The 26,333-nt window shown below is 33.9% G+C and carries 17 protein-coding genes; 15 read left to right on the top strand and 2 right to left on the bottom strand.

Going from position 1 to position 26,333, the window contains the following annotated elements:
• Positions 1-26: 26 nt before the first annotated feature.
• Positions 27-986 (top strand): transporter, encoded by a 960-nt coding sequence (locus IWX80_RS02495; RefSeq protein WP_196852028.1) that lies wholly within the window; start codon positions 27-29, stop codon positions 984-986.
• Between the two features lie 202 nt (positions 987-1,188).
• Positions 1,189-2,712, top strand: coding sequence for a DUF4394 domain-containing protein (locus IWX80_RS02490; protein ID WP_196852027.1), 1,524 nt, complete (start codon positions 1,189-1,191; stop codon positions 2,710-2,712).
• Between the two features lie 146 nt (positions 2,713-2,858).
• Here IWX80_RS02490 and lysS read toward each other — a convergent pair whose 3' ends face one another.
• Positions 2,859-4,568 carry a lysine--tRNA ligase gene (gene lysS / locus IWX80_RS02485; protein ID WP_196852026.1) on the bottom strand — a complete coding sequence of 570 codons (1,710 nt, stop codon included), beginning with the start codon at positions 4,566-4,568 and terminating at the stop codon, positions 2,859-2,861.
• A gap of 249 nt (positions 4,569-4,817) precedes the next feature.
• Here lysS and IWX80_RS02480 point away from each other — a divergent pair, with 249 nt between their 5' ends.
• Together IWX80_RS02480 and lipB are read left to right on the top strand one after the other, a co-directional pair.
• Positions 4,818-5,543 carry a hypothetical protein gene (locus IWX80_RS02480; RefSeq protein ID WP_196852025.1) on the top strand — a complete coding sequence of 242 codons (726 nt, stop codon included), beginning with the start codon at positions 4,818-4,820 and terminating at the stop codon, positions 5,541-5,543.
• Between the two features lie 82 nt (positions 5,544-5,625).
• Positions 5,626-6,330: a lipoyl(octanoyl) transferase LipB gene (lipB, locus tag IWX80_RS02475; RefSeq protein ID WP_196852024.1), complete on the top strand. Its 705-nt coding sequence runs from the start codon at positions 5,626-5,628 to the stop codon at positions 6,328-6,330.
• A gap of 2 nt (positions 6,331-6,332) precedes the next feature.
• Here the strand turns inward: lipB and IWX80_RS02470 are convergent, their stop codons facing one another.
• The gene (locus IWX80_RS02470; RefSeq protein ID WP_196852023.1) at positions 6,333-6,992 is read right to left on the bottom strand and encodes a ribonuclease HII; all 660 of its coding nucleotides are present in this window, start codon (positions 6,990-6,992) and stop codon (positions 6,333-6,335) included.
• Between the two features lie 198 nt (positions 6,993-7,190).
• Here IWX80_RS02470 and IWX80_RS02465 point away from each other — a divergent pair, with 198 nt between their 5' ends.
• The 11 genes from IWX80_RS02465 to IWX80_RS02415 all read left to right on the top strand — a co-directional run bounded on the left by IWX80_RS02465 (position 7,191) and on the right by IWX80_RS02415 (position 26,323).
• A complete protein-coding gene (locus IWX80_RS02465) occupies positions 7,191-10,277 on the top strand; it encodes a SusC/RagA family TonB-linked outer membrane protein (protein WP_196852022.1) in 3,087 nt (1,028 codons plus the stop codon).
• 16 nt (positions 10,278-10,293) lie between these two features.
• Positions 10,294-11,922 (top strand): RagB/SusD family nutrient uptake outer membrane protein, encoded by a 1,629-nt coding sequence (locus IWX80_RS02460; protein WP_196852021.1) that lies wholly within the window; start codon positions 10,294-10,296, stop codon positions 11,920-11,922.
• Between the two features lie 334 nt (positions 11,923-12,256).
• Positions 12,257-14,206, top strand: a complete 1,950-nt coding sequence (locus IWX80_RS02455; protein WP_196852020.1) for a S8 family serine peptidase — start codon at positions 12,257-12,259, stop codon at positions 14,204-14,206.
• A 186-nt stretch (positions 14,207-14,392) separates the two neighbouring features.
• Positions 14,393-17,455 (top strand): SusC/RagA family TonB-linked outer membrane protein, encoded by a 3,063-nt coding sequence (locus IWX80_RS02450; RefSeq protein WP_196852019.1) that lies wholly within the window; start codon positions 14,393-14,395, stop codon positions 17,453-17,455.
• Positions 17,456-17,467: 12 nt separating this feature from the next.
• Complete coding sequence (locus tag IWX80_RS02445; RefSeq protein ID WP_196852018.1) at positions 17,468-18,949, top strand: RagB/SusD family nutrient uptake outer membrane protein; 1,482 nt, start codon at positions 17,468-17,470, stop codon at positions 18,947-18,949.
• Between the two features lie 15 nt (positions 18,950-18,964).
• Positions 18,965-19,732, top strand: a complete 768-nt coding sequence (locus tag IWX80_RS02440; protein WP_196852017.1) for a hypothetical protein — start codon at positions 18,965-18,967, stop codon at positions 19,730-19,732.
• Between the two features lie 691 nt (positions 19,733-20,423).
• Positions 20,424-22,373 (top strand): putative porin, encoded by a 1,950-nt coding sequence (locus tag IWX80_RS02435; protein WP_196852016.1) that lies wholly within the window; start codon positions 20,424-20,426, stop codon positions 22,371-22,373.
• A gap of 208 nt (positions 22,374-22,581) precedes the next feature.
• Complete coding sequence (locus tag IWX80_RS02430) at positions 22,582-23,943, top strand: pyridoxal-phosphate dependent enzyme (RefSeq protein ID WP_196852015.1); 1,362 nt, start codon at positions 22,582-22,584, stop codon at positions 23,941-23,943.
• A gap of 215 nt (positions 23,944-24,158) precedes the next feature.
• On the top strand, positions 24,159-24,641 hold the full coding sequence (locus IWX80_RS02425) for a 3'-5' exonuclease (protein WP_196852014.1): 483 nt from the start codon (positions 24,159-24,161) through the stop codon (positions 24,639-24,641).
• Between the two features lie 118 nt (positions 24,642-24,759).
• The gene (locus IWX80_RS02420; protein ID WP_196852013.1) at positions 24,760-26,040 is read left to right on the top strand and encodes a DUF2851 family protein; all 1,281 of its coding nucleotides are present in this window, start codon (positions 24,760-24,762) and stop codon (positions 26,038-26,040) included.
• A 55-nt stretch (positions 26,041-26,095) separates the two neighbouring features.
• Positions 26,096-26,323, top strand: coding sequence for a PspC family transcriptional regulator (locus tag IWX80_RS02415; protein ID WP_066082307.1), 228 nt, complete (start codon positions 26,096-26,098; stop codon positions 26,321-26,323).
• The last annotated feature ends 10 nt before the right edge of the window (positions 26,324-26,333 follow it).

The following is a 26,333-nucleotide window of genomic DNA, read 5'->3' as shown; positions in this document are numbered from 1 at the left end:
TTTCCATCAGGGCTAAAACAACAAACATGAAAAAATACACATTGCTTTTAGTACTTCTTTTTCAATTGGCAAACGCCACCGAAAAAGACAGTTTAAATACCGTAAATCCATTTACAAAATACCATTCCTTCCTTCAAGATGAGGATTTCTGCGATGCCTGCGGTTGCTCCGCTAGCGGCGGAAGCATGGGATTCGCTTCGATGTTGAACTCTAATTTCGTTGGGATTCGGTATTTCAATCAACAATACAAATCCATGGATGGCTTGTACAGCAATTCGCCTTGGTACAAAGAAAATTTCAACACCGTTCAGGTTTGGGGCCGAATCCCGGTTAGTGAAAAGGTTCAGGTTTCGGCATTATTGCCCTTTCATTTTCATGAAAGAGAAACCGCCACAGGTAACAAAAGCATTAATGGAATTGGCGACATCACCGTTTTGGCGATGTATCGTTTGTATCAAACCCATAAAGACAGTACGTTTTTCGTACATACATTACAATTGGGAGGTGGAATAAAAGCGCCGACCGGAAAATTTAATGAGGCAAATTCCGGAAGTATAAATCCAAGTTTTCAGGTAGGAACAGGAAGTTGGGATTATCTTTTGGCAACTGAATATGTGGTTAAAAGAAAACAATTTGGTTTAAACTCGATGCTGAATTATGTTATAAAAACAGAAAACCAAAAGAGTTATCGTTTTGGGAATCAGTTGAATTACGCTGGAACTTTTTTCTATTTGTACGAGAAAAATAGTTTTTCTATTGTTCCACAACTGGGTTTTGCTGGTGAAGTTTATGAAAGTAATTACCAGTACAATCAAAAATTACGAAATACAAACGGAGATATTCTTTTCGGGAAAGTTGGTTTTGAGGTTGGTAAAGACAGACTTTCTTTTGGAGCTAATGCCATGTTACCCATCAATCAAAATCTTACCGGCGGCAATGTAGAAGCGAATTATCGCTGGAGTGTCAATTTGAATTATAGTTTGTAAAATCATAAAAGTTTATTGAAGTTTTTTAGTTATTGGTATTATGTTCTCAAGATGACTTGAGTCCGCTTATACCGTACAAGTTGAAGGTGTTTTTCACTCTTGTTATACGTTACGATTTAGTAGTTATGTAAGTTTTTTTTAAAATTTTAAAACCATAATGAAGTACGTTTCGTATGTACTAACATAACTAAATAAATAAACGATGAAAAACAAACAACAAAATTTAGGATTTGCGTCCATAATTGGACTAGCTCTGTTATCTTTTACTGCAATTTCATGTAATGATGATGATAGTAATGAAATGATGATGCCTGTATCGGCACCTGACGTTAATTTTACTGCATTAGCCAGTAATAATACGATTCTTACATTCAATGCAAGAAATTTAGCTACTCCAACTACGACCACTCCAATTGTTGGTTTACCTACATCAGAGAGTATCGTAAGTATTGATTACAGACCAGCAACAGGGCAGTTATATGCCTTAGGTTCTTCTAGTCGTCTCTATTTTATTAATGAGAAAAGTGGAGCTGCAACAGCATTAGGCGCTGGAACGTTTTCTCCTATTGTTGCCGGAGCTAATGCTTCATTGGATTTTAATCCAACAGTAGATAGAATTCGTTTGGTAACAGAATCTGGTCAGAATTTAAGATTGCATCCGGAGCTAGGAACTGTTGTAGCAACTGATGGGGTTATTAATGGTGGTACAAATCCTAAAATTGGTGCAGTAGCTTATACAAATAGTATGGCTGGTGCAACAGCAACGATGTTGTATGATATAGATTTCGAACAAGATAAATTGTATATGCAAACACCTCCAAATGATGGTGGACTTCAACTTGTTGGTGACTTAGGCGTGAACTTTCAAGGTGTAGGGGACATGGATATTTTAGCAGATAATTCAACTGCTCTTGCTGTAACAAATAATGCTAGTGTATCCACTTTATACACAATTGATTTAGCAACAGGAAAAGCTGTTGATGTAGGGAAATTCACAGCTCCAGTGATAAGCATAGCATTCAAAACTAATCCAATTGCATATGCAACAACTTCCGGAAATATGTTGGTTCGCTTTAATCCTACAAGCGGAAATAATAATTCTGTTGCATTAACTGGTTTAGCTTCAAACGAAAGTATTGTCGGTTTAGATTTTAGACCTGCAAATGGAGGTTTATATGCTATTTCAAATCAAAGCAGATTGTTTTCTGTGAATACAGCTAGTGGAGCATTAACAGTAATTGGGTCTCCTTTATTAACGGCATTGTCAGGTACTTCTTTTGGTTTTGATTTTAATCCAACAGTAGATAGAATCAGGTTGGTGAGTAATACAGGTCAAAACTTACGTTTACACCCAGATTTAGGAACAGTAGTATTAGTTGATGGTAATCTAAATCCTGGAACACCATTTGTGAATGGAGCTGCTTACACCAATAATATAGCTGGAGCTACAACAACTACTTTATTTGTAATTGACTCACAAACAGATATGATGTATCGTCAAGACCCACCAAACAACGGGACATTAGTTGCTATTGGAAGTTTAGGGATTAATGTTGATGCTGATAGCGGATTTGATATCGGTGGAAATAGTGCTGCTGCATTTGCTTTATTGAAAGTAAATAATGTTACATCAGTGTACAGTATTAACTTGACAACTGGCGCAGCTACTAAAGTTTCCGATATGAATATTCAAGCTACAGCAATGACTGTTGGTTTAGGATTCTAAAACTAAAATATTCTTAAAAAAAAGTCGGCTCTTTGATTAGAGCCGACTTTTTTGTTTGAACCGAAATAACATCAATATTGTTTTAGAAATAAAAAAAGGAGCTTCAATTGAAGCTCCTTTTTTATAAATATATTTCTCGAATAGACTTATTCTTTTAATCTACACGCTTTAGTATCTCCATCAACAACTACTTCAGTCAATCCCAAAGAAGATAGATTTTTCATGGCTTTATCCCATTTTTTACCGCTCAATCCAGAATTAATTTTTAGTAGGCCAAATTCCATTTGGTTGTTGTTGGTTTGCAATAACACAACAATCAATTTCTCGTCATCTTCTAGTTCAATCTTTACTTGTTTTTTCTCTGGTCTCATTTGTGGAAACAGCAATACTTCTTGGATAGAAGAATTATTGGTCAGGAACATCATCAAACGGTCCATTCCAATTCCTAATCCAGATGTTGGTGGCATTCCGTATTCTAAAGCTCTCAAGAAATCCTCATCGATAATTCCCGTTGCTTCATCATCTCCTTTTTCAGACAAGCGCATTTGCTCTTCAAAACGCTCTCTTTGATCAATTGGGTCATTCAATTCAGAGTATGCATTCGCCACTTCTTTACCGCAAACCATCAACTCAAAACGTTCTGTCAATTCTGGATTGTCTCGGTGTTGCTTGCAAAGTGGAGACATTTCCTTTGGATAATCCGTGATGAATGTTGGCTGAATATAATTTCCTTCACATTTAGCACCAAAAATCTCATCAATTAATTTTCCTTTACCCATGGTTTTATCCACGTCAATTCCCATTCCTCTTGCTGCATCAAATAACTCTGTTTCATTTTTTCCTGAAATATCAAATCCAGTAAAATGCTTAATAGAATCAGTCATTGTAACGCGAGCATATGGCGCTTTAAAGTTTACCGTATGTTCTCCAAAAGTCGCTTCACTTGTTCCATTTACGCCAATCGCGCAATGTTCTAAAAGGTTTTCGGTGAAATTCATCATCCAGTTGTAGTCTTTGTAGGCTACATATATTTCCATGGCAGTAAATTCCGGGTTGTGCGTTCGGTCCATTCCTTCATTACGGAAATTTTTAGAAAACTCATAAACCCCATCAAAACCACCAACAATCAATCTTTTTAAGTACAACTCATTTGCAATACGCATGTACAATGGCATGTCAAGCGAGTTGTGGTGCGTGATAAAAGGACGGGCTGCAGCACCACCGGGAATCGGTTGCAAAACAGGAGTTTCTACCTCAAGATACCCTTTGTCATTAAAAAAAGAACGCATCGCATTAAACAATTTAGTTCTTTTGATAAACGTTTCTTTTACGTGATCGTTCACCGTTAAATCCACGTAACGACGACGGTATCTTTGTTCCGGATCAGCAAAAGCATCATGCGTTTTTCCATCAGCATCCGTTTTTACTACAGGAAGTGGTTTCAAGGCTTTTGCCAAAACCGTCAATCCATAAACATGAACTGAGATTTCACCCACCTGAGTTTTGAAAACCGTACCGCGAATCCCAATAAAATCACCAATATCCAATAGTTTTTTGAAAACCACATTGTACATTGTTTTCTCCTCATCCGTCGATATATCATCTCTCGAAACATACACTTGAATACGACCTTCAGCATCTTTCAATTCCGCAAAACTTGCCTTTCCCATGATACGCTTACCCATCAAACGGCCTGCTAAAACAACTTCTTTTCCTTCGTACTTCTCGAAATCGGCTAGGATTTCGCTGGAGTAAGCGGTTGTAATAAATTCGGCTGCTGGATAAGGCTCAATGCCTAAATTGCGTAACTCGGTAAGTGCTTCTCTGCGTAATATTTCTTGTTCGGATAATGCCATTTTATGCTGATTTTAAGAGCGCAAAGATACTATATAAGTTTTAAAATTTAAAGTTTAAAATGTACCGTTTTTTGGAGCATAATATTTCGTTTTTTCAAGACGATTTGTCCCGCTATTCGCTGTATCCACGCCCAAAAGCGTGGGATGCCGCTGCTATCGGGGCTATGTTACGACTTTTATTTTCAAAACAGCGTGAAAAATAGTACAAATCGTGTATATTTGAAATCAAATCAATTTGTAAACATCCCAATGAAAAAATATATTGCGTTATTTCTATTAGTATTTCTAAGCAGTTGCCAAGTCACAGAAACCATTCATTTGAACCAAGACGGAACCGGAAAAATTGAAATCAGTAAACTTCGTGAAGAACAAAGTTACATGCAGCTTATGGGTGAGGAATATTCTAAAGAAGAAATTTTTCGGGATACGACCTACGTTTTTCAGGATTTAATAGCAAAGCATTCCGAAACGTTTTCCAGATTGCCGGCATTTGAAAAAGCCATTTTTCAAAAATTTAATACGGTAAAAGTACACAATAAGAAAAGCTCATTCGAAAAAGAATTTCGCACCACAATAACTCAAAATTTCTCTACAATATCAGAAGTGGCTGATTTATACAAAACCGAAGAATACGCGGATGACATCGAAAATAATTATGCATTGGTTGCCGAAGAACATTATTATAGTGTGAGCTTTACTTTTGACGGCAGTACTTTTAAAAGAATTGTCAAAATTACTGATGCAATAGAATTAAAAAAGCAACAAGAAGAAATTGAAAGATTAAAAATACGCTTCTCTAAGTTTAAAGTTGTTCAAAATTTTATTTTCAAATATCATTTTCCTCGAAAAATAAAATCAGTATCGAACGCAAACGCGAAAATAAGCGATGACAAAAAATCACTGGAATTGCAATTTCTGATAACCGATTGTTTAGTAAATCCGGAGAGCACCAATCTGGAAGTGATTTTAGAGTAATTCATTCGAAGCTTTTCTTGTCTGTAACTTATCTTAAAAACTTTGTACCTTTGTTCCTCAAAACCTTTGCGCCTCATTAAAAATGAACAAAACCATCCAACTTCAAGATTTAGGAACTAAAGATTACAAAGAAACTTGGGAATACCAAGAAGAATTGTTCAAAGGAATCGTTGACTTAAAAATTCGAAATCGCAGAGAAGAACTTGAATTAGAGACTCCAAATTACTTTCTTTTTGTGGAACATCCACATGTGTATACCTTAGGGAAAAGCGGTGATTTAACTAATTTATTGTTATCTGAAAAGCAATTGGAAGCGAAAGGAGCAACTTTCTACAAAATCAATCGTGGTGGGGATATTACGTATCACGGTCCTGGGCAAATTGTAGGATATCCTATTATAGACTTAGAAAATTTTTTTACTGATATTCATAAGTATTTGCGTTTTCTGGAAGAAGCCATTATTCTTACTCTTAATGAATATGGAATTGCTTGCGGCAGAAGCGAAGGTGAAACAGGAGTTTGGTTAGGCGCAGGAACTCCATTTGCTAGAAAAATTTGTGCTATGGGCGTTCGCGCTTCCCGCTGGGTAACCATGCATGGATTTGCTTTAAACGTAAATGCTGATTTGGGTTACTTTGATAATATTATTCCATGTGGGATTCGTGGTAAAGCAGTAACTTCATTAAACGTTGAACTTGGAGTAGAAAAAGTTAATGAAGAAGAGGTCAAAGAAAAAATCCTTAAACATTTCTCCATCCTTTTTGAAGCGACTTTTGAGAAATCTTAAATCTAAATTTCTAACTTTAATTGTTCAGGCAACAATCTAAAGGTCATTCGGTGGTATTTTGTAACCCCATAGATTCGGATTGCTTCTCGGTGCTCTTTGGTAGGATAGCCTTTATTTTGTTTCCAATTATACATTGGGAATTCCTCATGAATACGATTCATATATTCATCCCGATACGTTTTTGCCAATACAGAAGCGGCTGCAATACTCATGTATTTTGAATCTCCTTTAATAATACTCGCATTCGGAATTGAATTTAAGATTTCAATTTCAGCATCCGTAAAAATTTTTCCACCACGGTTTTTAATTCCGCCTTTAGGAATGAACGGACTATTTCCGTCTACTATAATATGTAGGGGTCTAGGATTTAATTTTAAAATACTTTCCTGCATTGCTTTTATGGAGGCATTCAGAATATTTATTTCGTCAATAACTAAAGGTTCCAGATGGGTTACTGCAAATGAAATGCATTCTTGCTCTATAATAGGTCTTAATTTTTCTCTCGCTTTTTCAGATAATTGCTTACTGTCATTCAGGAGCTCGTTTTGAAAATTTTCTGGTAACAGTACAGCGGCAGCAGTAACAGGTCCGGCCAGACAACCACGACCGGCTTCATCTGTTCCTGTTTCTAAATAGGGTGTTAAAAAGAAAGGACTTAACATTAAATTAATTTTGGCAAAAATATAGTAAAATATCTAATTCACTAGCTATAATTAATGATAGAAATTAAAAGTTGATAGTTTCTGTTTGTTTTGGTAAAGAATATTGCTAAAAATAAAATGTGTTAATTTTTATAAATAGTTGGTTCTTTAAGAAATTATTATGATTTTTGCCGAATAACTAATTCAAAACAAATTAATATGAGATCAAAATTCAAATGGATTTTTTCGTTGCTGTTGGCGTTGTCAATGCAGTTTGCGTTTGCACAGGAGAAAACGGTTACAGGTACAGTTTCAGATGTTGCCGGACCTATTCCAGGAGCAAACGTTGTTGTTAAAGGAACAAATAGAAGTGCACAAACAGATTTTGATGGTAAATATTCCATTAAAGCTAGTGCGGGTGAAGTTTTAGTTTTCTCTTTTGTGGGTATGAAAGAAATGACAGCAAATGTTGGAGCATCTTCAACTGTTAACATGAAAATGGAACAAACAGATAATACTTTAGAAGAGGTTGTTGTTGTAGGTTATGGAACTCAAAAGAAAAAGAATCTTACTGGTTCAATTTCTCAAATAAAAGGAGAGTCTATAGCAAATTTAGCAACTCCTAGTTTTGAATCTCAATTGGCTGGTAGAGCTGCGGGTGTTCAAATTACTTCTAATTCAGGTGTTTTAGGACAAGCTCCTAGAATTAGAATTAGAGGAATAGGTTCTATTTCTTCTGGAAGTTATCCTTTGGTTGTTGTTGATGGGGTGCCGATTTTTACTGGAGATGTAGGAGGGTATGCTAATACAAATGCTTTAGGGGATATTAATCCAGCGGATATTGAGTCAACAGAGATTTTAAAAGATGGTTCTGCAACCGCTATTTATGGTTCTAGAGCAGCAAACGGTGTAATCTTAATTACAACTAAAAAAGGAAAAGGTGGTAAATTTAGAGTGAACTATAATACGTACACTGGAGTTGCTTCACCAATTGATTTCTTAGATTTGTTAGGGACTAATGATTTTGTAAAAATTCAAAACGAAAAAAGATCAAACAGAGCTGCTTCACCATGGGCTGCTGGAACTACATTTAATACAGACTGGCAAAAAGCGGTGCTGCGTTCTAATGCTTTTCAAACGGATCACAACTTATCACTTTCTGGTTCAACCGATAAAACAAACTATTATTTTTCTGTTGGATACAATGAGCAAGAAGGTATTGCAAAAGCAAATGACCAAACGAGATATAACATAAGAGCTAATGTAGACCAAAAAGTGAAAAGCTGGTTGAACATTGGTGTAAATGCTGCTTTGTCAAGAACACAGAATAATGGATTGAATATTGGACAAGGTTCATTATCAGGTTTAATGTTTAATGCTATGCGTCAATTGCCTAATACTCCTATATATGATGCAACTCATCCAACGGGCTATAATATAGCTGGTGGAAGTGTAGGTCAAGGTGAAAACTTGTCAGTTATTGGTAATAACTTACCAAACATTGTTTATGTTTTAGACAATAATATTTACAGATCAAAAGTGGATAGATCTTTAGTGAGTCTGTTTGCAGATTTTAAAATTTTACCTAGTTTGAATTTTAAAACACAAGGAAGTGTAGATGCAATTGGTACAGAAGGTTTTCAATATTTAAATCCAATTAATGGAGACGGTGCTGGTGTAGCAGGATTAGTTAGAAATAACTTTGCAAACTTGACACGTTGGAACGTTCAAAATATTTTGTCATACAATAAGACGTTTGGTGATGCTCATACTATTGGAGCTACTGCAATTTATGAAGCACAAAAACAAAAAGTAAATTCTTTCTTTGGTGGAGGTAATGGTTTATCTGATACTTTCTTTAATCAAGGATTAATTTCTGGTTCTTATGCTACTCAAGTTTCTGGTGGTTCGATATCTGAAAACGGAATCATTTCTTACGCAGGTAGATTAACGTATAACTATAAAGAAAAATATTTTCTTCAAGGATCTTTACGTAAAGATGGTCTTTCATCATTGCCTTCTGCAAACAAATGGGGTACTTTCCCTGGAGTTTCTGCAGGTTGGAGCGTGAACAAAGAATCTTTTATGACACCCTTAGAAAATGTTATTTCTGAATTTAAATTAAGAGCTTCTTATGCTGAAGTTGGTAATACTGATATTGGTAATTATCCTTATTTAGGATTGTACAATAATTCTAAATATGCAGAGTACAATGGAATTGGATATTCTCAGGCTGGTAATAACCAATTAAAATGGGAAACTTCAGAAAAAATTGATTATGGTGTAGATTTAGCTTTTTTTAATAATCGCTTGAAATTTACTTATGATTATTTTATTAATAATCAAGATGGATTGATTTTAGCTGTGCCTCAGCCATTATCTTTAGGAGTTCCTAATAATTCAATATCACAAAATATTGGTTCATTGAAAAATTCTGGTCATGAAATTTCTGTTGAAGCGTCAGCTGTTAAATCTGAAAATTTTGAATGGACATTGACGGCTAATTTATCTTTGGTTAAAAGTAAAGTGAACACTTTAGTTAATGGACAGGATATTAATTATGTAGATGCAGATAACTTTAATACTGGAAACAATATATTAAGAGAAGGTGAGTCTCCTTATGCATTATATGGTTTTAAATATTGGGGAGTGAATCCAGCTAATGGTAACCCAGTTTATTACAAAGCGGATGGTTCATTAGTTCAAGGAAATATAGATACTCAAGCATACAGAGTTTTTGATCCAAGTAATCCTACGGATGTTTCAGTTGCTTCTTCTTTGAGTACATCGGATAAAAGTATTTTAGGAAATGTGCTTCCTACTTATTTTGGAGCATTCAATTCTAACATGAGATACAAAGATTTTGATTTAGGCTTTATGTTCCGTTTTAGTGGTGGTAATAAAATTCACAACTCAACAAGACGTGATGCATTGACTATGAATTTCAATAATAACAGTACCGAAATATTAGGTAGATGGCAAAGTGCTGCTAATCCTGGTGATGGCTGGACTCCAAGATTGAGAGATGATAGAGAAACTTTTATCAATTTGAATCAGGCATCTACTCGTTTTGTTGAAGATGGTGACTATATTAAATTGGATAACGTAACTTTAGGTTATAATTTACCGAGAACAGTTTTGGAAAAAATTGGAGTAGATAAATTCAGACTTTTTGTACAAGGTCAAAATCTATTAATTATTACTGACTATAAAGGTTTAGATCCTGAAATGGAAATTACAGGTATTGATTTAAATGGTACTCCAAGATCTAGAATATTTACTCTTGGTCTTAATGTAGGTTTCTAATTTTAAAACGAAAAAAATGAAAAATAAAAATAAATTTTTATCCTTATGGAGCGCTAAAATTGCGGTTCCGTTAATGATGGTCTCACTTTTATTTACTTCATGTAGTGAAGAAAGTACCATAGAGTTAAGTCCTTTTAATAGTATCTCAGAAAATGTTGCATTCGAGACTCCTGCTTTAATCGATCTTTCGGTAACAGGTATGTATAATGGTGCTCAATTGGGTAACTTTAATGGTGCTGGTGCCAGAGGGTATGTTTTTGGAGCGGCTTACGTTCAACAAGGAGATAATAGAGGAGAAGATGTAGTTAACTTAGCAGCATTTTATCAACTAACTTACACGGGTACTTACGATCCAACTACTGCGAATAACGTTTACTATTGGGCGGATGCTTATCGCTTAATAAATAGAACAAATATTGTTATTGAAGGTGTTGAAAAAGCTGCAGCAAGTGGAGTTATTACTCAAGAAGTAGCGAATGACTACATTGGACAAGCGAAATTTTTTAGAGCTATTGCGCACAATGAATTGTTGATTTTTTTCGCAAAACCTTTTCAAGATAATAATGGAGCAAATTTAGGAGTTCCTTATAGAGAGATTCCTTATAACACTCCGGCAAATATTGAACTTGGTTTAGCTCAAGGTAGAAATACAGTTGCTGAATGTTACACTAAAATTCTTAAAGATTTAGATGACGCTGAGACTTTGCTTTTTTCAAAAAGTGCTAGAGCTGGTGCTGCAAAAATTGAAAGAATTACCAAAGAAGCTGCTATAGCTTACAAAACAAGAGTTCATTTGCACATGCGTAATTGGAATGGTGTAATTGCAGAAGGTACAAAATTAAATGGTTTGTATTCAATGACGGCTAATCCTGATACTCCATTTGCTAGTAATAGTTCAAATACAGAATCTATTTTCTCTATAGCTAATGGTGCTACAAATAATCCAGGTGCCAATGGTGCTTTAGCTAATATGTATCATCCTCCAATTCCTGCTGCCTCTAATGGTCGTGGTTTAGTAGCTATCAGTCCAATTATTTGGAGAGATCCAAGTTGGTTAGCAGATGACAAGAGAAGAGCTGAAGGTACTATGGTTATAACTGGTATTGGAAGTTACTATCCTAATTCTAAATTCACTAAAAAATACAAAGACGGTGTGAATAAAACAGATGCGGCACCAATTATTAGATATGCTGAGGTAGCATTAAATATGGCGGAAGCTTATGCTAGAAATAACGATGTGACAAATGGTTTGGCAAGATTGAATTCAGTAAGAAACAGATCTTTAGCTGATCCAACAACGCAAGCTTATACTGCGCTTAGTTTTTCTTCAAATGTTCAATTACTTGGAGCTATTTTAAAAGAAAGAAGAATAGAATTTCTTATGGAAGGGCGTCGTTGGGCAGATATCCATAGGTTACAAAAAGATCCATTATTTCCAATTGATGGAGTTCCTGCAAAAGCTGCTAACGGCGGATTTTCAAGTGGTCCAACTGCTTTAACCGCATATGCATTAGGTACTCCGTACGCTGGAGCTTTGGGTGTTAATGCAATTCCTTACGATAACTTTAAATTTTTGTGGCCTATACCACAATTAGAATTAGATTCTAATCCAACGTTAAGAGCACAACAAAATCCTGGTTACTAAATTTAGAATGTAGAACCAAAAGATTGTATTTAATGTAATTTTTTTAAGGCTGCAAGAATTTATTCTTGCAGCTTTTTTTTGTTTTTAATGTGTTGTCTAATTTATATTATACTTTAATAAGGGATTTTTAATTTAAGTTTCTGTTTGTAAGGTTGCAGGAGGAGAAACATGTTGTTAGTTCTGTTAAAATGGAATTTTGATAAGTAATTTGTGAAATGTTTCTAAATAACTTCGAATAGGAGATAATTATGGTAGCTATCTGTTTTTTTAACATATAAAAACTAATTTTTATTATAATTTAGCATTTAATACAATTTATTTAATTTTTTTAAATATGAAAAAAAATACTTTTAAAATAATAGTTTTGTTTGTAATGACTTTTTCTATTTCATCGTATTCGCAAACGGAAAAGGAAAAAAGTGTCATTTTAAGTCAGACAAATATCTCGAATCTTAAAAAACTGAAGTCCCAATTTGGTAAAAGTCAAATGAGTAAGTACGATAAAGCGGCTGCTCTTGCTAAACAAAATGGCTGGCCAATTAAATTTGCAAGCCCTGATGGAACTTACTCGGAACTAAAAGAAGTTACTGAAAGTGGATTTCCATTGTATCGAGTTACAAGAAATGAAGGATCTGCTTTTACATCTAGGGTGGCTAGATTGAGGCCAAATGGAGGTTTAGGCTTGAACTTGACGGGTAAGGATTTATTTGTTGGAGTTTGGGATCAAGACAATGCAACTATAGCTCATGAGGATTTTGGAGGCAGAGCTTTTGTTTATGATAACAATACTAATCCAACATCGTATCACTCCAGCCATGTAACAGGTACTATGATTAGTTCAGGTACAAATTCTATTAATGGTAGTGGTAAGGGAATTGCCTATGAAGCTTATGCTTACGTTAGTAATTGGAATAGGGATTTGGAAGAAATGACAGAATTAGCAACAAATAATGGATTGTTATTGTCTAATCATTCTTATGGACTACTTGCTACAAGTGCAAGTTTTCCAGAATTTATTTTTGGAGCTTACAGAGCTGATTCGAGAGATATAGATCAGATTGCTTTTGACGCTCCTTATTACCAACCCGTAATTGCTGCAGGGAATGATAGAAATAAGGTTCCTAATATTAATGCATCAAAAGACGGATATGATTTGTTAACAGATTTCAGCACTGCCAAAAATGCAATTGTTGTAGCTGCAATTGAAGGTTTAGATTCAGGCGGATATGTAAATGCAAGTAGTGTAGTGATGTCAAATTTTAGCAGTTGGGGTCCAACTGATGATAATAGAATAAAACCGGATATTGCAACTAAAGGTGTGAATGTATATTCGACAACTAATGCTGGTAACAATAAAGGGTATGGCACTATATCAGGAACTTCTATGGCCGCACCAGGTGTTACTGGGGCTTTATTATTGCTTCAACAACATTTTAGAAACATTACGACGGGATTTATGAGGTCGGCTACTTTAAGAGGCCTGATGGTTCATAGTGCAGATGAAGCAGGTGATGCTAAAGGACCTGATCCAAAGTTTGGCTGGGGATTGCTGAATGCTGAGAAGGCAGTTGGATTGATTTCGAATGCCTACAAAACAAATAACAATGTAATAATTCAAGAGTTTGATTCCAGAACAGCTCCTTTGTTTCAAGGTGGTGTTTATACTAAGATAGTTAAGGCAAAAGGTAGCGAGCCTTTGGTTGCAACTATCTCCTGGACGGATCAGGCTGGTCTTGCAAATAATGGAACCGTAGATTTAACGACACCAGTTTTAGTAAATGATTTAGACATTAGAATTACAAAAAATACAGAAGTTTTTTTTCCATGGAGATTGAATGATGTGAGAAATCAACCTGCAGTACAAGGTGATAACAAGGTTGATAATATTGAAAAAGTTGAAATTGATCTTCCAACCTCGGATCTTTATACCATAACTGTAAGTCATAAAGGAATTTTGAGTGGAAATAGCCAAGATTTTTCTTTAATAATTTCAGGATTAGAGGAAAATACTTTGTCAACTAATGATTCTGATTTTAAATATTTTAATATTTCACCTAATCCAATGGATGATTTGGTTAATATATCCGTACAATCTGATATTTCGGAAGACATGTATCTAGAAGTGTATAATTTGTTAGGAGTTAGACAGATATTTAAAAAAATTAATAGTCAAAATAGTAATTTTGTGGATACTGTAGATGTAACTTCTCTAATGCCAGGTTTTTATATTTTTAAAATTAAACAAGGTGTCAAACAATCCAGCTGGAAAATTATTAAAAACTAAAGAGGGTCGATATGATTTTTGTTAAAATTCTCTAATATCTCCATATAATTAAGCTAGTTTGCCGATGTTTTTTTTCAGAATACAAATTTCTTCCAACAAAAATATTCAGAATATTAACTATTAAATGTTTGTTAATTAATAATTAATTAATAGTTTTGTTTTTTAACTAACTCAAAAAAATTATTTATGAAATCAAAGTTTACTTGGATTCTTACGTTATGTTTAGCGTTTTTTATTCAGTTTTCTTTTGCACAAGAGAAAACTGTTTCGGGTACTGTTACTTCCAAATCTGATCAGATGACTATGCCAGGGGTAAATGTCATAGTTCAAGGTACTGGTCGTGGCGTACAAACCGATTTTAATGGAGAATTTGCCATTAAAGCCTCCGTAGGAGAAAGATTAGTTATTTCTATTGTAGGGTCTAAAACAGTCACTGTTGTGGTTGGAGCACAAAATAGAATTAATGTTCAACTTGAAGATGATACTACAGTATTGGAAAATGTTATTGTTGAGGGATATAACGTTACAAAAACAAAAGCAAAATCAAATGTTGCTTCTGTAACTGTTAGTTCTAAAACTATTGAAGGAAGACCTAATGCGTCTTTTATCCAAACTTTACAGGCTCAAGTTTCTGGTTTGAATATTACATCAGGAACAGGGCAGCCAGGTGGGAATAGCCAAATTATCATTAGAGGTACAGGTTCTATCAATGGTAAGGTGGAGCCATTATTTGTTATTGATGGAATTCCTTTGAATTCTGACAACTTTAGAAGTATCAATCCAGATGATATCGAATCAGTTTCGGTTCTTAAGGATGCTGGTGCGACATCTATTTATGGTAATAGAGGTGCTAATGGTGTAATTATTGTTAAAACCAAAAAAGGTGGTTATGATTCAGCACTAAGTGTTAAATATTCATCAACTACAGGTTTTTCTACTTTACAAAAAACCGATTATAACTTGATGAACTCTCAAGAATTACTTGCTACTGAGAGAACTTTTGGTAGAGGTAGAGGTTTTACTAATGGTCCAAATGGTGGTCCAATGACTGATGCTCAAATTGCAAGTGCAGTAAATACAAACTGGAATGATTATTTCTTTAGAACTGGGGTTACTCAAAATCAAGTGGTTAGTTTAGCTGGTGGGGGAAAAAATATGACTTCTTTTACATCGATTGGTTATTTTGATCAAGAAGGTATTTTAAAAGGTTCTGATTTGAAAAGATTCAGTTTTAGAAGTAATATAACTGGAAAATCAAATAATGATAAATTTACATACTCAACTACAACATCAATCAATTTTTCTAGAAGAAATGAAGCAAATGGTATTGGTACTGGTGGTGTAAATCAGAATTACGTGCTTGGTGCTAACAATAGTGCTCCATATATTTCACCAAATGATTATAGCACAAGTCAGCAATTATTGTTGGATTATCAAACACAAGGGGGAACATTATTATTGACTCCATTATTCCTTGTTGATAAACTAAAAACTTTTGAAAACAGATTAGATGAACTTAAAGGTTTAATTAATCTTGATGGTGGTTATAAAATCACTAAAGATTTAAGTGTAGGTACGGCTTTAGCGGTAGATTACACGCAAGGAAATTCTTATACTTGGCAAAGTCCTGTAGGTTTTAATACGCTTCTTTTCCCGGCATCCGCTACTGCATCTGATACGGAAAATCAGTTTTTTGAAAGAGATATAGCTTTGTCTTCAAATACTCGTTTGAATTATAACCGTACTTTTAACGAAAAACACACTCTTAATGCTGGTGCATATATAGAATATATAAAGTCACATAGAAATGCTTTTACTTTCACACAAAGAGGTTTAAATCCTAAAACTACTTCTCCTGGAGCTGGTACTGGATACATAATAGATGGGCCTACTAATGATAGAAATGTACCAGCTGTTTCTGCAGCTAAACAAGAAACGGGTTTGTTCTCTTATTTTGGTACTGCTGATTATGACTACGATAGCAAATATGGTTTTGGTGCAACTATTCGTAGAGATGCATCTTCTAGATTTGCGGATGATTACCAATGGGGTACTTTCTACTCATTTAGTGGTCGTTGGAATATAGACAAAGAAGCTTTCATGCAAGGTTCAGTAATTAATGCTCTTAAATTGAGAGGATCTTATGGAACTTCAGGTAATCAAGATATTAGTAATGGAACATATTTGGCTTTAAATAATACTAGAGAGTTATATGTTGCTGGTGTTGGTTACAATGGTTCTCAATCATTTATTCTTTCGCAATTGGCAGTGCCTGATTTGCGTTGGGAGACAACAGCTCAAGCTAATATCGGTCTTGATTTTGAAGTTTTTAACAGTAGATTGAGTGGTTCATTTGACGTATATCAAAAGAAAACTACAGATTTGTTTCTTAGAGTGCCATTATCAGGTGTTAATGCAGCCGATGGAATAAATGCTAATTTTGGAGCTTTAAAGAACGAAGGAGTTGAAGCTACACTGAATTATGACTTAATTAAGAGTACTAATGCAGATGGTTTTAATATGACATTAAATTTTAATGGATCTTACAATAAGAATACCATTTTGGACGTTGCCGGTACTACTGGGGTAATTGATAATGGTACTACAGTAATTCAAGAAGGAAGAACAATTGATGAATTCTTTCTTACAAGATACGAAGGTGTTAATCCAGCAAATGGAAACTTACTTTTCTTAAATGCTGCAGGTGAAGTAACAGAAAACCCTAACGTTACTGGTGATAGAGTTCTTACTGGTAAGTCTCGTATTCCGTTGTACCAAGGTGGATTCGGTTTTGATTCAACTTATAAAGGTTTTTTCCTTACAACTAATTTTTCTTATGCTGCTGAAGTGTACAGAATTGATTATGATTTGCAAGGATTACAGAACCCAACAAATAACATTGGAGTATTTAATGTTTCTGCGGATTTGTTGAATGCTTGGACACCTGATAATAGAGTGACTGATATTCCTTCATTGAGAGCTGCTAACTATGCTGCGCAAAATAATTCAGACCGTTATTTAGTTGATGCTTCTTATGTAAGATTAAGATTTGCATCATTTGGATATGATGTTCCTAAAAAATTACTTGATAAAACACCATTCAAAACTGTGAAAGCTTTTATTCAAGGAGAAAATTTAGTTACATTTTCTAAGTGGAGAGGTTGGGATGCTGAAAGCCCACGTACTGCTGACCAATACCAATACCCTACACCGAAAATCTTCTCAGTAGGATTACAATTAGAATTTTAATAAAAAAAAGATATGAAAAAAATTAATTTTATTTTATTAGCATTGATCGTGTCATTTTTCTCTTCATGTGAAGATGCAATCGATATTATTCAACCTGGTGAATTAGGACCAGATGTTACTTTTCAGACCGTAGATGATTTACAGTTAGGTCTTAATGGCGTTTACGCTGCTGTTGCTGGTGAGAACCCGATAGCTTTTAGTACTGTTTTTACTGATGAAGTTGCCATTGGTTTTGCTAATGGTGGCCAGGGTTTGAATGGTGGTGAATATGTTTTTAACCTGAATGCAGCATCTATTGACGCGGCTAATATTTGGTATTCTAATTATTCTTTAATAAATAGAGCGAATAGAGTTATAGCAGGAGCAGCTTTAGTTACTCCAACTGCCGCTAATGAAGCTAGGTACAAAGATATTTTGGCGCAAGCTCACATTTTAAGAGCTTGGGGACATTTTGTATTATTAAGTCATTTCTCAACTGATTTGACTAGTGATAGTGCTCTAGGTGTTATCAAACTTGATTTTGTTCCTCTTGTAACTGACCAGTTGCCAAGAAATACAAATGGTGAAGTTTTTGCATTGATAAATGAAGATTTAAATTTTGTTTCGTCTTTGTCTACTAATGCTGCTAACCCTTCACGTACTTTAGTTTCAACTGATTTTGTGAAAGCTTTCAGAGCTAGAATGGCTGCCTACAGAGGTAATTATGCTGCAGTTACAGCTTTAGCGGATGAATTAATCGCTGCATATCCTTTGACTCCTAGATCCGCAACTGTTGCAGATCAAAATACCTCTTTATATTTGAATATCTGGACAGATGTAGCAATACCTACTGCTACTCAAAATGAAGTTATTTTCAAATTAGAGCGTGTTCCTGGAAATAGATTGATAAATGCAACATGGGCATCTGTTAATAGTACAGTAAATGGTTCTCCTTTTTATGAGATGAGTACTGTTTTATACAATTTACTTAACAATACAAATGATATTAGAAGACGTGCTTTTTTAAGTCCTTCGTCAGATCCAGCCACTAACAGATTAGTTATTGGTAAATATCCTGGTTCAGGAGGAATTGTTCAATTGAATGATATTAAGATTTTTAGAACTCCGGAAATGTATTTCTTAAAAGCGGAAGCTCTTGCTGAGGCTAGTAACTTTACTGGTGTTGCTGCTCAATTACAAGCGGTTACTAATGCTCGTTTTGTTGCGGGAACTGCTCCAGTTATTGCAGTGCCAGCTAGTAAACAAGCTGCTTTTGCTGAAATTTTGAAACAACGTAGAATTGAGTTGTGTTTTGAAGGTCACAGATATTTAGATTTAAAACGTTTGGGTGTTAAAGCGGGTGTTTCTATCGATAGAGCTCCAGCGGATTGTAGTATTTACAATGCTTGTACTATACCAAATACTGATTTTAGATTTACTTTGCCTATTCCTTTTCAAGAGCTTAGTGCTAACACTGGTATTAAAGACCAACAAAATCCTGGTTATAATAACTAATTTAACTATTTTATTATGAAAAAATATTTATTAAAGATAACCGCAATTGCCCTTTTTATAGGGGTAATTGCAGGTTGCGAAAGCGAAAGTGTAGTATTTGATAATGTAAATGGACAAGAAGGGGTTCAATTTACTACAAGAAGTTATAATATTACTGTTCCTACTGAGGGTATAAAAGTAACTATACCAGTAAGTGTTACTACAATCTCAGATGTGGCAAGAACGTATCAAGCGGTAGCTGATGAAAAGTCAACTGGTGCAGCTGTTTCTTACGCTATAGGTGTTGCAAATATTCCTGCGGGATCTTATGATGGAACTTTAGATGTAACTCTAAATACAAATTCTTTGCAGGATGGTATAGCTTATGCTCTTCTTGTAAAGTTAGTAGCTCCTACTGGTGGATCTGCTTTTAACAATGTTGCAACTATAAATTATAATAAAAAAGTAGTTTGTAATAATGTTGTGCTAACTGTAACTACTGATGCCTACGCAGAAGAAACTTCTTGGAAAATCGTAAATGCTGCAGGAGCTGTAGTTGCATCAATACCTCCTGGAACTTATGGACCTGCTTCATCTACTGCTAGTAGAGGTAAAGTTTATACTCATAATATTAATTTACCTAACGGTAAGTATACTCTTGTCATGGAAGATATTTATTGTGATGGACAAAATGATGGTACTTATGAAGGTAGTTATAAATTAGACTGCTCCATCATTAAACATGCATCTGGTACTGGAGCATATGGATGTGAAGAAAAAACGACTTTTGAAATAAACCCGTAAAGCGTTTTTCTAAATAGTAAAAAGAGTGTTTTGTTATTGGCAAAACACTCTTTTTTTTTTGTATAAAATAGATTTCATCTCTGATTCTATCATTAACAAATGTTAAGTTAATTTTGATAAAATTCAGCCTTATTACTAAAAAAAAGTTTTGTGTAATTTATGATATATCGATTCTAATGAATCCATTTTTAAAGTAGTTCGTGTATTGATTCTTAATTGGAAACAGGGGTTTTGAGTTTTTTTATTTTGGCGGTTTATTATCAAATAAATTATATTTAGATTCTTATTGTGGAAATGTCTAGGAGAAATTTTTTTCATACATCGGAGAATGAATAAAGAAAATTATTGGATGCATACTTTATGACTAAAAATTATAAATTTGATAGTAAAACCTTTTTTATAATAATATACGAATTGAGTGTATTTTAGGTTTTTTTCGAAATTCATAATTTTAAATATTTACTCTGAGACGTTTAAAAATAAGAATATATTTATTAGCTATGACTACTTCTTTGAAATCACACTTAATTTTTTGTCAGTCTAATTAATTTTTCCTAGTAAGTATTAAATGAAGTGAATTTATTTTTTTTTGAATTCATATTTGTACTTCTTTTTTTATTCATAACTCTTAATGATATACCTTTGCTCAATTACAAGATTTTAATAATTGCATAATTATATATTCCCACAAATGAGAATTATCTTTCTTTTCTTTTTTTTGTCTATTCCACTAACTTTTTTTGCTCAAGCAAAAAGCGACAAAGTTGTAGAAAAAAACAAACCGCTTAGAATTTCTGATTCTATCAAAAACATAAAAACAGCAACCATCGATCTCTACAAAGTAATCACAATAGAAAACGATACCACTTACATCGATACTTCTCTTACTATTCAAAAAGAATATAGCCATAACTATTTGCGAAAAGACATTTTTGGACTCTTGCCGTTTGCAAATGATGGACAAACCTACAATACCTTGCAATATAGTTTAACGGATTTTTCACCGTATCCGGAATTTGGTTTTAAAGCAAAACATTTTAATTTTTTAGAAGCAAATCAAATACGTTATTATTCTGTTGCTACACCCGTTACCGAATTATACTTTAAAACTACTGTCAAAAAAGGGCAGTCTGTTGATGCTTTTATTACTTTAAACACTTCTGAAAATCTTAATTTTTCTATAGCCTACAAAGGATTGCGTTCAGAGGGTGAGTATATTAATCAATTGTCAAGTACCGGTAATTTTAGATTTACTACCAATTACAACACTAAAAATAAGAGCTATTTTGCGAAAGTTCATTACACTTTTCAAGATATTTTGAATGAAGAGAATGGTGGGATTACTACAATTGAGAATTTTGAAAGTGAAGATCCAAACTATAATAATCGACAACGATTTGAAGTTTATTTCAATGATGCCAAATCATTTCTAAAAGGAAAAAGGATTTTTCTGGATCACAATTTTAGGATTAATCCTAAAAAGGGTGATAATAATTTGTACTTGACACATCAATTTAATTACGAAAATAAGTTTTTCGAATATAATCAGGAAACTGTCCCGTCAACAGTAGGTTCGGAGACAGTCTTCCGTTTTGGAGAATCTTATTTGGACAGTGGTATAAATGATCAAACTCGTTATAACAAAATGTATAACAAAGTTGGTCTTATATATGAGAATACTACTTTGGGAACTTTCCAGTTTTTTGTAGATGATTTCAGATCAAATTATTATTACAATCAAATCCTTTTTTTTGACAATCGAACTATACCTAGTTCTTTTAGTCAGCAAATCAATAGTGCTGGAGGACAGTATGAATATCGACGCAATAAGTGGAATGGTAAATTTTTATACTCCAGATCGGTAACAGCACAATCGCTGTCTAATTTAGATGCTAAATTACAATACGAGCTTAATGATGAAATTCAACTTGCATTTCAATATCAAAATATAAATAAACTACCCAATAATAATTATAATTTGCATCAAAGCAGTTTTGTACAATACAATTGGTCAAATGACTTCAAAAATGAAAAAATCAATACAATCAAAGCAAATGCTGTTTCCCCTTGGGTTGATGCCGAGGTACAATTTTCAGTTTTAAATGATCATTTATATTTTAGTAACATTTCAAATTCAGAGCAAATCCTTGCCAAAACCCAAATTGTGGCACCAACGCAATACGATGGAACTATCAATTATTTGTCGATTAAAATCAGCAGAGAATTAAAATTTGGAAATTTTGCTTTGGACAATACAATTTTATATCAAAAAGCAGAACAAGACGAAGCTGTTTTAAATGTTCCTGAAATTGTTACTAGAAATACGTTTTATTATTCTAATTATTTGTTCAAAAATGCGCTATTTCTTCAAACCGGGATTTCACTGAATTATTTTTCTAAGTATTATGCCAATGATTATAATCCTGTAATAGGAGAGTTTTTTGTGCAAAATGACAAACAAATTGGTAATCATCCAAATCTGGATTTTTTCATCAATGCAAAAGTGCAGCGAACAAGAATTTATTTTAAAGTAGAACATTTTAATTCGGCCTTAACTGGTAACAATTTTTATGCTTCCCCAAACAATCCATCTCGTGATTTAACGATTCGATTTGGTTTAATCTGGAACTTCTTCAATTAATTACTCTTTAAAAGTTCAAATTTTCAAATCGTTTTTCTTGGGCGTTTTATCGCGCTATCCGCTATATCTTTTCTTGCTTAAAAAGAAGCAAGGAAAGTATGTCGCTTTTATCACGAACGCAGAATCCCGTAAACAAGAATATTTTATAACAAAATACTATCTTTGCAACAATATTTACAACAAATCACAATCTTAAAATAAAATAATAATGCGCTACGCAGAAAATATATTAGGAACAATAGGCAATACACCATTAGTAAAACTCAATAAAGTAACTGCCGAAGTAGAGGCTTTGGTACTTGCAAAAGTCGAAACCTTCAATCCTGGAAATTCCGTAAAAGACAGAATGGCCGTAAAAATGATTGAAGATGCTGAGGCTGATGGGCGTTTAAAACCTGGTGGGACCATCATCGAGGGAACTTCGGGGAATACTGGAATGGGATTAGCGTTAGTAGCCATCATAAAAGGATACAAACTAATTTGCGTGATTTCAGACAAACAGTCCAAAGAAAAAATGGATATTCTTCGTGCAGTTGGAGCTAAAGTTGTCGTATGTCCTACAGATGTGGAGCCAACTGATCCGCGTTCCTATTATTCGGTTTCTAAACGTTTAGCAGAAGAAACTCCTAATTCATGGTATGTAAATCAATACGATAATCCTTCAAATGCGATAGCACATTACGAGCAAACGGGTCCGGAAATTTGGGAGCAAACGGATGGTAAAATCACTCATTTTGTTGTTGGTGTTGGTACTGGAGGAACAATCTCAGGAGTAGCTAAATATTTGAAAGAGAAAAATCCAAATATTAAAATCTGGGGAATAGACACCTATGGTTCAGTGTTTAAAAAATACCATGAAACGGGAATTTTTGATGAAAATGAAATCTATTCTTACATCACGGAAGGAATTGGAGAAGATATTTTACCTAAGAATGTAGACTTTTCTCTAATTGATGGTTTTACAAAAGTAACCGACAAAGATGCAGCGGTATATACTCGTAAAATTGCACTCGAAGAAGGAATATTTGTTGGGAATTCAGCCGGAGCGGCTATAAAAGGATTGTTACAGCTTAAAGAACATTTCAAACCAGAAGATGTTGTAGTAGTGCTTTTCCATGATTCAGGAAGCCGTTATGTAGGTAAAATGTTCAATGATGACTGGATGCGCGAACGTGGTTTTCTGGAAGAAGAAATCACAAAGGCCGAAGATGTCATAAAAGATCATATCGATAAACCATTGATTGTGGTTCGTACTGAAGAATTAGTTTCGCATGCTATAGAAAGAATGCGTAAGTATAAAATTTCTCAAATTCCGGTTATTGATATCACAGGATTTGTTGGTTCTGTTGATGAAAGTGATTTGTTTCAAAGTTACGTCGCTAACAAAGATGTAGCCGATAAACCAATTAAAGATGTAATGGGGAAACCTTTTCCAATTGTGAAATACGGAACACCTATTGAAGAAGTTTCTAAATTATTCACTAAAGAAAATGAAGCCGTTTTAGTGGAATTAGAAAATGGAAGTCACCATATTATTACCAAATATGATATTATTGGTTCAATAAAATAAATTCAAAACAAGAATTTATTTTTTATACATAATCCTGCAAGGTTTTTTTAATCTTGCAGGATTTTTTGTTAATCAGTTAATTGATATAGAAATTTTTGAGCCTAAAATTTGCAACAAGAAATAAAAGAAAGTTGTCGAATGCTTTGAACTTCTATAATTGATAGTACTTTTGTAAATCTATTACCTAAACCGCTAACCCTTAATCCTGAATCAAATTGACATTTACTGCTATAGATTTTGAAACTGCAACTGGATATCACCCTTGTTCTGTAGGTATCGTAACCGTCGAAAACGGAATTATTGTTGACGAGTTTGTTACCTTGATTAAACCGCCAAATAATCTGTATTCGCCTTTTACGATTCAAGTGCATGGAATTTATCCTCGCGATACCGTGAATGCTAAATCATTTGCACAAGTGTATCCTGAAATTCAAAAAAGACTCCAAAACAGAGTGGTAGTGGCGCACAATGAAAGTTTTGACAGGAATGTTTTGGCGAAATCAATGGCACTTTATAATTTGGATTACGCTGATTTGAATATCGCTTCCCGATGGGAATGCACCGTAAAAATTTATAGAGCCAAAGGATTGCGACCAACCAAATTGAGCGATTGTTGTCGGGAAATGAACATTGCCTTAAATCACCACGAAGCTTTATCGGATGCTCGGGCTTGCGCTAAATTGTATCTGATGAAATAGGAACACTTATATTTCCCAATTACCATACTCTTTTTCTAGAAAAATTTCTGAATTTTTATTTTAGATAATTTACTGTTTCTTTTTTTACTACATTAGTCTTCAATCTAATATGTTCAATATGAAAGAAGATTTCCTTCATTATCTGTGGAAATTCAAGAAATTTGATACCTTGAATTTGAAAACCTTCAATGGAGAGGAAATTACAATCATTAATGTTGGACAATATTTAGAACTTGCCGGACCTGATTTTTTTAATGCCCAAATAACTATAGGTAATCAAAAATGGGCTGGGAATGTAGAAATTCATCTGAAATCTTCAGATTGGTACGTGCATCATCACGAAAGAGATGAAGCCTATGAAAACGTGATTCTTCATGTGGTATGGGAACACAACACGGAAATTTTCAGAAAAAACAATATTGAAATTCCAGTTTTAGAACTCAAAAAATACGTGGAGAAAAGCACCGTTGAGAACTACCAATCTTTAATGTCTCCAAAATCTTGGATTTTCTGTGAAAAACAAATCAAACATGTTGATGAATTTGTATTCAAAAATTGGCAGGAGCGCTTGTTTTTTGAACGCTTGGAAAGAAAATCAAAGCCGATATTTGATTTATTGGAACAAACGAACCAAGATTGGGAAGCGGTGTTATTTTGTCTTTTGGCCAAAAATTTCGGATTAAACACCAATGGTGAAATCTTTTTGAAAATCGCACAAAACATTCCTTTTTCTGTTGTTAGAAAAGAAAGTTTCGAGGTTGAGAATCTGGAAGCTTTGATTTTTGGAACTGCTGGATTATTGGATTTTGACAAGGAAGATAATTATTTTAAAGATTTAAAATTCAGGTATTTCTATTTATTACATAAATATCAATTGGAAAAAAGTTGCATTGAACCCGTTCAGTTTTTCAAGCATCGTCCAGACAATTTTCCAACTATTCGGCTTTCTCAATTAGCTAATTTATACCACAGTCAGCAGAATTTATTTTCGAAAATCAGCACCTTGAATTCTTTAAAAAGCACCTATGAGCTGTTTCAAGTTTCCACTTCTGAGTATTGGTTGAATCATTATCAATTTGATAAAGAAAGTCCAAAAAAAAAGAAAGCGCTTTCTAAATCATTTGTAGATTTGATTCTGATAAATACTATAATTCCGCTACAGTTTGCTTTCGCAAAAAGTCAAGGAAAAGAAATCTCCGAGGATTTGATTCAACTCTTAAATGAAGTTTCACCCGAAAAAAATGCAATTATTGATAAGTTTCATTCTTTTGGAATCGTTTCTAAAAGTGCTTTTGATTCGCAATCCTTACTTCAACTCAAGAATGAATATTGTAATAAAAGTAAGTGTTTAGAGTGCCGCATAGGAATAGAATTACTCAAAAAACAATTAGTGGTTTAGCTAAGGTGTCAATTGCATAATTTTGTAATTTTGCTTACTATTCAAAACTCATATAATGTCAGCAATTATCAAGCTCAAGTTTTTTTTTGAAAAACACGGTTTCCATGTTTCCTCGCGTTTGGCAGATACTTTGGGAATGCGTGCTAGTAGTGTGCGATTATTTTTCATTTATTTATCGTTTGTTACGGCTGGATTGTGGTTTGCCGTTTATCTAACGCTTGCTTTCTGGATTCGACTAAAGGATTTGATAAGGGCCAAACGCACCTCTGTTTTTGATTTGTAAATGGTTTTAA

This window comes from Flavobacterium sp. CAN_S2 (assembly GCF_015752255.1).
Classification (GTDB): domain Bacteria; phylum Bacteroidota; class Bacteroidia; order Flavobacteriales; family Flavobacteriaceae; genus Flavobacterium.
The sequence above is the reverse complement of the archived record's forward strand: the minus strand, read 5'-3'. Positions and strand labels throughout refer to the sequence as shown.